This is a genomic window from Streptomyces sp. NPDC059582 (genome assembly GCF_042735715.1).
Classification (GTDB): Bacteria; Actinomycetota; Actinomycetes; order Streptomycetales; family Streptomycetaceae; genus Streptomyces.
Window position 1 is genome coordinate 1 of the sequence record NZ_JBHWCC010000019.1, and the last position, 11,571, is coordinate 11,571.

The 11,571-nt window shown below is 71.6% G+C and carries 6 protein-coding genes and 1 pseudogene; 2 read left to right on the forward strand and 5 right to left on the reverse strand.

Annotated features, from left to right (window positions below):
• Positions 1 to 342 precede the first annotated feature (342 nt).
• The 5 genes and pseudogenes from ACFV0T_RS18060 to ACFV0T_RS18080 all read right to left on the reverse strand — a co-directional run.
• A pseudogene (locus ACFV0T_RS18060) lies at positions 343 to 4,506 on the reverse strand (LamG-like jellyroll fold domain-containing protein); the annotation flags it as partial.
• A 229-nt stretch (positions 4,507 to 4,735) separates the two neighbouring features.
• On the reverse strand, positions 4,736 to 5,311 hold the full coding sequence (locus ACFV0T_RS18065; RefSeq protein WP_385779615.1) for a hypothetical protein: 576 nt from the start codon (positions 5,309 to 5,311) through the stop codon (positions 4,736 to 4,738).
• Positions 5,312 to 5,619: 308 nt separating this feature from the next.
• Positions 5,620 to 6,213, reverse strand: a complete 594-nt coding sequence (locus tag ACFV0T_RS18070; RefSeq protein WP_385779617.1) for a TetR/AcrR family transcriptional regulator — start codon at positions 6,211 to 6,213, stop codon at positions 5,620 to 5,622.
• 96 nt (positions 6,214 to 6,309) lie between these two features.
• Entirely contained in the window at positions 6,310 to 7,977 is a 1,668-nt protein-coding gene (locus ACFV0T_RS18075; RefSeq protein ID WP_385779619.1) for a class I adenylate-forming enzyme family protein, read from the reverse strand.
• Complete coding sequence (locus ACFV0T_RS18080; protein ID WP_385779621.1) at positions 7,974 to 8,738, reverse strand: SDR family oxidoreductase; 765 nt, start codon at positions 8,736 to 8,738, stop codon at positions 7,974 to 7,976. Before ACFV0T_RS18080 ends, ACFV0T_RS18075 begins: the two co-directional genes overlap by 4 nt.
• A 180-nt stretch (positions 8,739 to 8,918) precedes the next feature.
• Between ACFV0T_RS18080 and ACFV0T_RS18085 the strand changes: the two genes are divergently transcribed.
• Entirely contained in the window at positions 8,919 to 10,154 is a 1,236-nt protein-coding gene (locus tag ACFV0T_RS18085) for an exo-beta-N-acetylmuramidase NamZ domain-containing protein (RefSeq protein WP_385779623.1), read from the forward strand.
• Between the two features lie 80 nt (positions 10,155 to 10,234).
• Positions 10,235 to 11,554 carry a serine-threonine protein kinase gene (locus tag ACFV0T_RS18090; RefSeq protein ID WP_385779625.1) on the forward strand — a complete coding sequence of 440 codons (1,320 nt, stop codon included), beginning with the start codon at positions 10,235 to 10,237 and terminating at the stop codon, positions 11,552 to 11,554.
• The last annotated feature ends 17 nt before the right edge of the window (positions 11,555 to 11,571 follow it).

The following is an 11,571-nucleotide window of genomic DNA, read 5'->3' on the forward strand; positions in this document are numbered from 1 at the left end:
GCTTAACAGCATACTTCGGATTGCTGGACATCGGACGCCCGAAGGAAGGCGAAACCGTGGTTGTCTCCGGAGCTGCCGGAGCCGTCGGGTCTCCAGGCCCGGCATGCCGACGGCGAGCCGGCTGATCTGCGCGTCGGTCAGCGCCCCCTGGAAGGTCCACAGGTCCGACACGGTCCCGGGGAAGTACTCGCCCCAGGTGCTGGTACCGGTCTTGACGCGGCCGAGCTGGAGGTTCTGCGCGGCCTTGAACGTCACGACGTTCTCGCCGGACGAGTCGATGTCCGTGCAGCCCGTCACGTCCGGCTCGCCGTTCTCGTCGGTGTCCGCGCAGGCCACGTCCTGTAGTTCGCCGTTGACGTAGAGCCTCAGGTCGCGGGCGAACCCGTCGTAGACGACCGCCAGGTGTGTCCAGTCCTGGACGCTGAAGAACTGTCCGTTCTCCACCTGGGCGGCGGTGGCGGTCGAGCTGTCGGCGTCAGCGGTCTCGATGCGCCAGCGTCCCGGGTCGGTGCCGGTGGAGCCGGGCACATAGCGAACCGCGAACGCGCTCTTGGCCGTTCCGGGCCCGCTCAGCAGGGTCACGTTCCCGGTGGGCTGGGCCGCGGCCTGGACGAAGCCGCTGACCGTGAAACTGGCGCTGGTGTCGATTGTCGTGGCGCCGCTCGCGGTGGCCGCGTAGTCGTCGACGCCGTCCAGCGTCAGGCCGCCGTCCACCCAGCCGGAACCGGTCGCCGCGCCGTTGAAGAGGGTCATGCCCGCGCCGGTCGCGGAGGCGTCCGGGGTGACCGGCGGGTTGCCGGCGGCCGACTCGAACCTCCAACGGGCGCCGACCAGGGGACGCTGTTTGAACAGCTGCCTCACCTCGTCGTCGGAGATCGCCCGGTCGTACAGGCGTACGTCGTCCACGCCGCCCTTGAGCGGGCTGCCCAGGGTTCCGTCCGCTCGGTAGGTGCCACCCAGGGTGACCTGACCGACGGCGAGCCAGGGGGTGGTGAAGTCAGCCGTGGCCTCCAGGACACCGTTGACGTACAGCCGCAACTGGCCCGCGTCGACATCCTGGACGGCGACGACGTGGTTCCACTCGCCGAGGCGGGCCGCCGCGCAGTTGGTGTTCGCCGGGCAGGCGGACTGGGTCGCGCGAACCACCGTGGAGCCGGCGGTGTCGCTCTGCTCCCGTATGAAGACCCAGCCGCCGAGCGCGGAGGAGTGGTAGACCTCGAAGCCGGGATTGACGATGCCGGCCTGGGCGATGACCGTCATCGCCTTGGCCTCCTTGTCCTTGGGCAGCTTCACCCAGGTGGAGACCGCGAAGCTCTGTGCGGTGTCCATGATCGGGCGGCCGGTGGTCGCGTAGTCGTCGACGCCGTCGAACGCGACGGCGCGGCCGTTGACTCCGGTCACTCCGGCGACGGCACCGTTCTTGAGCTGGGCGGGGACCGCCTGGGCGCGGCCGGTCAGCGCGACGGCGTCCGCGGTCTCGTCCATCGGGAGGACCAGCTTCGCCGGGCGGGCGCTGCTCACCGGCAGCCGGTCGTGCAGCTGGGCCACCTGGGCGTCGGTCAACTGGTAGTCGAAGAACTGGGCCTCGTCGAGGGATCCGCGGAAGAAGCCCTCCACCGTCCCGTAATGGGAGGCGGCGCCGAGGATGGTACGTCCGCGCGCGTCCCAGGGAGTGGTCGTGTAGGGAGCGGTGGCGACGAGCTGCCCGTCGACGTACAGCTTCAGCAGCTGGCTCGGGTAGTTGAAGGCGGCGACGAGGTGGGTCCAGGTGTTGACCCGGGACGTCTGACAGGCGGTGTCCCCGCTCGCGCAGGCCGGTTGGACGGCGCGCGACACCGAGGTGCCGGACGCGTCGGTTGCGTGTCTCAGGAACACCCAGCCGCCGAGTGCGGTGGAGTAGTAGATCTCGTAGCCGCTGGTGCTGGAGCCCGCCTGGGCGACGGCGACGGGCGCGCCGGTCGGGTTGCTCGGCAGCTTCGCCCACACCGACACCGTGAAGCTCTTGGCGGTGTTGAGGACCGGGGAGTCGCTGGCCGCGTAGTCGTCGACGCCGTCCAGTTCCAGGCCGTGGCCGGAGACGCCCTCGCCACCGGGCTTGGCGCCCGCGTACAGCTGGGCGGGCCAGGTGCCGCCCGAGCCGGTGACCTGACTCGTGCCGGCGGTCTCGTCCATCTGCCAGGACAGCCGGTCCGGCTGGCCCGAGCGGACCCGGAAGGTGTACGTGGTGGGTTCGGAACCGTTGCCGGCCGCGTCGAAGGCCTGCGCGGTGATGAAGTTGACGCCCGGCCTGGTCGGCATGAACTTGATCGTCTTGGCGCCGCCGCCGGTGGTGGTCAGGGTGTGGGCGCTGCTGGGCGGCGCGTTGACGCCGAACCAGTACTTGGTGACGTCGGTGGAGCTGGTGTCGACGGTGAACGTGCCGTACCGGCCGACGCCGTCCCACCAGGGGTCGTCAGGGTCCTCGGAGTCGGACGCGCCGTACTGGGCCGAGCTGATCACCGGGCCGACGGGCACACTGGTGTCGTAGAGGAAGTGGCAGCCGTGGGAACCGGTGTAGCTCCAGGCCGACCACTGGGCCCCGTCGTAGGAGTGGACGTGCCACTCCACGTGTTTGTTCTTGGGGATGCTGCTGGGCAGCACCATCGAGAAGTCGGAGCCGCTCTTCTTGCTGGTGGTCCTGGCCGAGGTCCAGCGGGCCTTCCAGCCGGCGCCGTCACCCGCGTCCCAGGACGCCTGGAACTGCACGGAGACCGCGTCTCCGTCGGGGTCCTTGACATCGTTGACGCGGATCGTCGCCGCCGAGCGGATGCGCACCATCTTGTCGGAGGCCACGCAGGGACCGCCCGGGCTCATGGTGAGCTGGGAGAGGGTGATCTTGTTCGGCGCGCGGTTGTACCGCACCCGCAGGTAGGCGTCGTCCGAGAACCGCTTCCAGGTGTAGCGGTCGTCCTCGTCGCCGGCCCGCATCCCGAGGGTGATGGTCGACCAGTTCTTGGCCGCGGCGGTGGCGACGGCGTCCTTCACGTCGAACTCCGCGTCGGCGGCGGCGCAGCCGTCGGCGCCGTAGGCGAAGCTGAGCGTCTTGAGGCGGTCGATCCAGAAGTCGGAGTTGTTCTGGCTGTTCCAGGTGGTGGAGGACGAGATGCCCTTCGTCCGCCAGAGCTGGACCTCGCGCTTGTCGCAGGAGGCCGCGTGGGTCTCCCTGACGACGAACTCGGCGGACAGGATCGTCCGGCCCGCGAACTTCGTGGTCGGGATCTGGTAGAAGAGCCGCTTCACGTCGTAGGGGGCGCAGTAGTCCCAGCCGCAGTAGCCGAGGCCCGCGTCGGAGTCACCGTTGAACTTCCACTGCGGGGAGCTCGCCCAGTACCGGGACACCATCGTCCAGGAGGTGGCCTTGGGCGAGTACCACTGCGGGTCGATGTAGACGGGGTAGACGGTGTCGGAGCCGGTCAGCAGCTCCTTGTCCGGGGTGAGGACGAGCGCCTCCCCTCCGTCGGCGACGTCGACGCCGACGCGCTCGACCCGGCCGGATTCGGCGGCGGTCGGATCGTCGGTGGTGGTGGCGGTGGACCCGTCCGTGGCGACGGTCACCGTCCGCGTGCCTCGGCCGGCGACGGCCGTGGTCACGGCGGACGCCACCCGCGCTCTGGTCGCCGTCGAGCTCGCGCGGTCGGCGGTTCCGGTGGCCGGTGTGCCCTCGCCGCTCGCGCTGGAGTCCCACATCACCGGGGTCGGCGCCTCGAACACGACGCCGCCCGCGCCCCGGTCGACTGCCTGGAGCCCGCCGCTCGCGGTCTCGTCGACCGCCATCCCGTCGGCGTTCAGCTTCAGCCGCAGTTCGGCGAGTTCCTTGCTCTGCGCGGCCTCGGCCGTCTTCACGACGAGGAGCTGTGTGAAGCCGTCGGGCCGCGCCCCGAGGCGCAGGTCCACGTCCGGCAGGATGTCCCTGTAGACGGCGGTGTCCCCGTCCAGCCGCGGCGCGGGCACGGCGCCGGGCCAGGAGAGTTCGAGTGTCCGCCCTGCCCTCTCGAGGCGCACCAGCGGCCGGTCCTCGCCGCCGCCGGAGAACTCCAGCCCGACGGTGGCCGCCCTGGGTGCGACCATGCCGCCCTCGGCCTGGGCGAGCGCGGTGTCGATCGGCTGCCAGGTGCCGTTGATCCGGGTCCGCACCGGGCGCAGGTACTCCCGCGCCTCCAGGTCGCCTTCGGGAGTGGCGTACACGTCGCTGCTCTCGCCGCGCAGCGAGGCCACCTCGACGCTCTTCCCCGATCGTTTCGCCGCCGCGATCGCCTCTTCCTCGGAAGCCGCGGCGGCTGCGGAGCCACTCTTGGCGCTGCCCGGGCCGGCCGACAGAGCCTTCGTCGTCGGCGTACCGGACTGCGAACGGGCGACCGCCTCGACTGGGAGCGCTCCCAATTGCAGCAGCCCCGCCATCAGGGCGACACCTAAGCCGAGCACCACCCCGTGGCCGACTCTCGGGCGCTTCCTGCCACCGCTCGACATCCGCTCACACTCCCCCACCTTGACATGATCAGTTCACAGCGTGGGAAAGGTATGGGCGAATGGTGGCCTGCCGATGAAGAGAGATCGTCTGAACGGTGAATTCCTGACAGGTCGAGGGTCGGGGACACGGCGCCCGCACGCCGCCGATCGCCGACGGCTCCTCCGAGCGAGGCGCGGGCCGGTGAGGGCGCCTTGCGCCCTCACCGGCCCTGTTCCCCCGAGGTGGTGGTCAGTTCGTGGTCGCCGAGAGGGTCCAGCCCTGCTTGCACTTCAGGCCCCAGATGGTCCTGTCGCAGCCCTCGACGCGGAACGTGTAGGAGCCGGTGGTCTCCTTCCGTACCCGGATCAGGCCCGAGGACCCGCCGCCGACCTGGCCCTGCCGGCCCTGCGGGTCGGCCGCGCTGGTGTAGCGGAACAGGAAGACGTCGTAGTGGTAGGGGTTCGTCGGGCCCCAGTTGAAGTGCGCGTAGCCGTTGGCCTCCCAGGCGGCGACGACCATCCGCGAGCCCTGGGCGCGCGAGGTGGTGATGTTGCCGTGCGCGAAGTACTGGCGCTTGCCCTGGTAGATGTTGTTGACGTACACGTCCCTGGTGCCGGAGGTCGGGCAGCCCATCCACCCGCTCGCGCCGCCCAGGGCGGCCCATCGCTGGTGGATGAGGCTGTTGCCGACCGGGGTGTGGCACACGGCCCGTGCGGGCGCCTCCACCGCTCCCCCGTCCGCCACCGCGGGCACGGCAGCCGTACCGCCGAGCGCGAGCGCGCCGCCCAGTGCGAGACCTGCCAGACGCCGGTTCACTGCAAGCATGGTTCTCTCCCCCGAAAGCCCCGGCCGGCGGCACCTCCGCCGGTCCGTCCCGACGAGCATCGCGCCGTCGGCGGCCGGGAGAGCAGAGGACGATGTCCGGACCGCCCCGGAGGTTCTCCCGGACCGACCGGGAAGCCGGCCCGGGACACCCGGGCCGCGCACCGCAAACCGCAGACCGCGGGCCGCGCACCGCAGACGGCAGACCGCGCACCGCAGGCCCGTACCCACTGACCCTTGACCACGGACCACTGACCATCGCGGTCGCCACCGGCGCAACCCGCGTTACGGCCCTCCGGGCGCAGCGCGCCCTACGGACGCAGCGCGCGCAGCAGCAGGTCCGCGAGTTGGTCCGCGACCTCCTGGGCGCCGAGCGGGCCGTCGGGGCGGTACCAGGTCGAGAGGTGGTGGACGGACCCGAAGTGGTAGTCCACCACCAGGTCGGCCGGGGTCGCCGTGGAGAACACCCCGGCCTGCTGGCCCTCCTCGATGAGCGCGCGGAAGCGTTCGTGGTAGCGCCGGCGCTCGGCGCGCACCTGCTTGTTCTTCTCGGGGCTCAGGTGGTGCATCGAGCGGAAGAAGATCGACGCGTCGTCGAGGTTCTCGATGGTCGTGACGACGACATCGGCCGCCGCGGCCCGCAGCCGCTTCTCGACCGGTTCGTCGGCGTCCGCGAACGCGTCGAGCCGCTCCTGCTGGACGCGCAGCACGCGCGCGTACACCTCGTGCAGGAGGTCGTCCTTGGAGCCGAAGTAGTGGTACAGCGCCCCCTTGGTGACGCCGGCCGCCTCGACGATCTCCTGCACCGAGGTGCGGTCGTAGCCCTGCTCGGCGAAGAGCCGGGTGGCGGCGGCGAGGAGCCGCTGCGGAACCGGAGCTCCGTCCCCGTCGGTCGTCCTGGGCACTGCCGCCACCTGCCTTCCCTCGACGCCTGTCGGCCGTCGTCCACCGGCCCGCCCGCCGACATTACTGTCGACTTGTCCGCTTTTCCGCCGGTTCGTCTACTGACTGTCGTGCGCGCGGGAACGAAGTTCCCGACGGAGGATCTTCCCACTCGCCGTCTTGGGCAGCTCGGCCAGTACCTCCACCTGGCGCGGATACTTGTAGGCGGCCAGTCTCTCCTTGCAGTACGCGGCGAGCTCGTCCGGGTCCGTCTCGGCGCCCGGGCGCAGGCTGATGTAGGCCTTGACGGTCTCCCCGCGGTACCCGTCGGGCACCCCGACGACGGCCGCCTCGCGCACCGCCGGGTGCGTGTAGAGGACGTCCTCGACCTCGCGCGGCCAGACCTTGAAACCGGACGCGTTGATCATGTCCTTCTTGCGGTCGACGACGTACAGCCAGCCCTGGGGGTCCATGAAGCCGATGTCGCCGGTGCGCAGTTCGCCGTCGGGGAAGGTCTCGGCGGTGGCGTCGGGACGCCGCCAGTAGCCGGGCACGACCTGTGGCCCGCGGACGACGATCTCGCCCTGCTCGCCGAAGGGCACCTCCGCGCCCTCGTCGTCGACGATCCGCACGACCGTCTCGGGGCCGGGCAGTCCGACGGCCAGGGTGCCGGAGACCGGGTCGACGGGGGCCTCCAGGCCGGGCGGCACGGCCGCGCAGGGCGCGGTGCACTCGGTGAGCCCGTAGCCGTTGCGGATGTAAGGACCGAAGCCGGCCCGGAACTTCTCCACCAGGGCGGGCGGCAGCGGGGCGCCGCCCGAGGAGATGTTCACGAAGGAGGAGAAGTGGTCCGGGGAGACGCCCGGGTGGGCGGCCAGCGCCATGAAGGCGGTGGAGGGGCCCACGGTGTACTGCGGCCGGTGCTCGGCGAACGCGTCCAGCACGACGCCCGACTCGAAGCGGTACGTCAGCACCAGCGTGCCCGCGCTGTCGAGACACGCGCCGAGCTGGCAGACCATCCCGGTGATGTGGAACAGGGGGGCCATCGCGTAGTAGACGGGCGCCTCGGGCAGGGCCAGTCCGGTCCGCTGCCGCTCGGCGTTGTACATGATGTTGCCATGCGTGTTGGTGGCGCCCTTCGGGGCGCCGCTGGTGCCCGAGGTGTAGCTGATCAGCGCGATGTCGGCGGGGCCGGGACCAGCGCCCTGCGGCGCCTTGTGGCCCCGCCGGGCGACGGCCGTGAGATCGTCCGCGTCCGGGGCCTGCGGCAGCCGTTCGAAGGTCAGCACGCGGGTGTCGCCGCGGGTCTGGAAGTCCAGCTCGCAGCCGGTGAGCACGATCCGCACCGGCGAGTCCGCGGCCGTGTCGCGCAGATACGACTCCCAGGCGCGGTCCGAGCAGATCAGCGCCGCCACCTCGCCGTCCCGCAGGACGTGCGCGACCTCCCCCGACTTGTACATGGGATTGACGGGGACGACGATCGCGCCCGCCTTCCAGGCGCCGAGCAGGGCCAGCACGAAGTGCGGCGAGTTCTGGAGCAGGACGGCCACCCGGTCGCCGCGCTCCAGGCCGCGCTCGGCCAGGTGACCGGCGACGGAGTCGCTGAGCTCGTCGACCTCGCGGTAGGACAGCCGGCCGTCGAAGTAGGCCAGGAAGGGGCGGTCGGGGTCCTCGGCGACGGCCCGGCGCAGGGCGTGCACGAGGGAGTCGGCGGGGTCCACCGGGGCGCGCTGGGCGTCGCTGAGGAGGTCGAGCCAGGGTTTGGCGGCGTAGCGGGAGTCGGTCACCGGCCGGCCTCCCACTTCTGCTGGAGGTGGTTCATGTTGGTCAGCCAGCGGTCCGGCTCGGTGGCCCTGACCTGGTAGTACGCGGCGACCTCGGGGTGCGGCAGGATCAGGAAGCGATCTTCCTCGATACCCTTGAAGAGGGCGTCGGCGACGTCCTGCGGCTCGATCGCGGTCGGCTGCAGGACCAGGTCGCCCGCGCTGCCGGTGGCGGCCAGCATGTCGGTGCGCACGCCCTGGGGACAGATGGCGTGGACCTTGATCCCGCGGTGGCGGTAGGTCAGCGAGAGCCACTCGGCGAAGGCGTACGCGCCGTGCTTGGTGACGCTGTAGGGCGCTGCGCCGATCATGGTGAGCAGTCCGGCCGCGGACACGGTGGAGACGAACCGGCCGCTGCCGCGCTCCAGCCAGCCGGGGATCAGCGCCTCGGCCGCACGGACGTGGGCCATGACGTTGACGTCCCAGGCCTGCGCCCAGACCGGCTCCCCGGCCGCCTCCGAACCGCCCGATCCGACACCGGCGTTGGCGCAGTAGACGTCGACCGTGCCGCCCAGCGCGTCCCGGGCGTCGGCGATGACCAGGGAGGCGTCACCGGGAACCGCGATGCCGCCGATCTCGTCGGCGACGGCCCTGGCCTTGTCGGCGTCGAGGTCGTTGACGACGACCCGGGCCCCCTCGGCGGCGAAGCGGCGGGCCAGCGCGGCCCCGATCCCGCCTCCCGCTCCGGTGACGACCACTCCGGCATCCTGCACGGCTTCCACCATCGGTCTCCTTCGACACGACGCGAATCGGCTCTCCTGCCTCGACAGACTAACCGGTCGGTATGCACCAGAGGAAGGGTCTCTGGAGCACCCTAAGGGGCGCGGAGACGTATCGATGTACGGCTCCGTCGCGCGGCGCGACACCCAGGAACGGCTCGCAACGTCACCTCATGGAGGACCCCCATGCGCCTCTCCAGACGCAGTCTGCTCGCCTCGGCGACAGCGGCAACCGTGTCACTCACCCCCACCACCGCCACGTTCGAGCCGCGCAGACAGCTGCGCACCGGCTTCGAACGCCTCGCCGCGGACGGCTACGCCCCGCTCGCCGGGCAGCGCGTCGGCATCGTCACCAACCCGACCGGCATCACCAGGGACGCCCGGCACATCGTGGATGTCATGCATGCCGACGACCGCGTGAACCTGGTCGCCGTCTTCGGCCCCGAGCACGGCTTTCGCGGCACGGCACAGGCGGGCGGCTCCGAGGGCCGCTACGACGACCCGGCGACCGGGCTGCCGGTCTACGACACCTACCTCAAGAGCGGCCGGCCGCTGGCCGACGTGTTCACCGCGTCCGGCGTCGACACCGTCGTCTTCGACATCCAGGACGCGGGCGCGCGCTTCTACACCTACATCTGGACCCTGTACGACTGTATGGAGGCCGCGCAGCTCGCCGGCAAGCGGTTCGTGGTCCTGGACCGGCCGAATCCGCTGACCGGGCGCGCGGCCCAGGGGCCCGTGCTGCACCGGGAGTTCGCGACGTTCGTCGGCCGGCAGCCGATCTCGCAGGCGCACGGCATGACGGTCGCGGAGCTGGCGCGGCTGTTCAACAAGGAGTTCCTCACCACGCCGGTGGCGCTGGAGACCGTACTGATGAGCGGATGGAAGCGGTCGCAGTGGTACGACGCCTCCGGCCTGCCCTGGGTGCCGCCGAGCCCGAACATGCCGACACCCGACACCGCCCTGGCGTACGCGGGCACCTGTCTCTTCGAGGGCACGAACCTCTCGGAGGGGCGCGGCACGACCCGGCCGTTCGAACTGCTGGGCGCGGAGGGCGTCGACGGGCGGTGGGCCGCCGCGGTGAACGCGCTCGGGCTGCCGGGCGTGCGCTTCAGGGAGGCGTACTTCGCCCCCACCTTCTCCAAGTTCCAGGGGAAGACCGTCGGGGGCGTGCAGATCCATGTGCACGACCGTGACGCCTACGACCCCGTGCGCACCGGGATCGCGCTGCTGGTGACCGCCAGGCGGACCTGGAGCGGCTTCGCCTGGCGCTCCGACAACTGGATCGACAAACTCACGGGCTCGGCCCAGGTGCGCACCGCGATCGACGCGGGCGCGGACACCGACGAGGTGGTGGCGGGCTGGCGGCAGGAGCTGACGGCGTTCCGGCGGGTGCGCGGGACGTATCTGTCGTACGGATGACCCGAGACGTATGGCCAATGTCCCCTGTTGGCAGGACCATGCGCCCATAGCGCACCACCACGGGGGACAAGGGGCCCGTCATGGCAGAGCCGGCGATGAGCGTGACGCCCTACTGGGAGCTCACCTTCGACGCGGACGGCGACGTGGACGGCCCGGAGCGGGACCGGCTGCTGGCCGGGGTGACCCGGCGCGGGGTACGCGATCTGGTCGTCTTCGCGCACGGCTGGAACAACGACCGCTCCGGGGCGACCCGGCTCTGCAGTCACTTCTTCGCCCCGTTCCCCGAGCTCGCGCCGACGGCCAGGATCGGGTACGCGGGCGTGGTGTGGCCGTCGATGCGGTTCTCCGACGAGCCGATCCCGGACTTCCCGCGGGCGGTGGCGGCCGAGCCGCCCCGGCGTCCGGCGCTCGACAAGGACACCCGGCACGCGCTGCTGGAGACCTTCCCGGGCCGGGCGATCGTGGTGGAGCAGCTCGCCCGGCTGCTGGAGCAGCAGCCGGGCGAGGAGGCCGAGCTGGAGGAGTTCGGGCGGCTGGTCCGGCTGCTGGTGGAGGTGGTGCCGCCCGGTCCGCAGGCCCTGTTCGCGGCGGACACGCTGGCGGAGGGGGTGCCGCAGGACGAGCCCGAGATGTTCTCCGGGTCGGTGGCGGCGATGTGCGAGGAGTTCGCGCGGGCGCTGGCCCAGGTCGATTCCCCGGGCGGGACGGAGGGGTTCGCCCTGCCGAACCCGTGGGACGGGGCGCACGAACTGCTGCGGCAGGGGACGTACTACGCGATGAAGCGGCGGGCCGGGACGGTGGGCGAGCGCGGGCTCGGGCGCGTGATCGGTCAGCTGGCGGGCGCGGCGCCGGGGGTGCGGGTGCACCTGGTCGGGCACAGCTTCGGCGGGCGGCTGGTGTCGTTCGCCCTGCGCGGGCTGCCCGAGGGCGTGCGCACGGTGAAGTCCGTGACGCTGCTGCAAGGGGCCTTCTCGCACTACGCGTTCGCCGCCCGGTTGCCGCACGACGCGCGCGCGGGGGGCGTGTTGCAGGGCCAGCAGAACCGCATCGACGGTCCGCTGGTGTGCTGCCACTCCAGCCACGACTCCTCCCTCGGGGCGCTGTACCCGCTGGCCTCCCGGATGGCGGGCGACGCGCAGGGCGTGGCCGAGGGCTTCGATCTCGGCCGGGTGCTGGGCGCCAAGTGGGGGGCCATGGGCCATGACGGGGTACAGGCGGTGCCCGGCACACGGCGGTTGGGGCTCGCCGAGGCGTTGCGCGGCCCGCTGCCGGTCTCGGGCTGCGTCAATGTCGACGCGGCGGCGGTGGTCAGACGCGGCGGCCCGCCGAGCGGGGCGCACAGTGACATCGTGCACCGGGAACTGGCGCAGGTGGTGCTGGCGGCGGGCCGTATCCGCTGATCCGGCCCGCCGCCGTG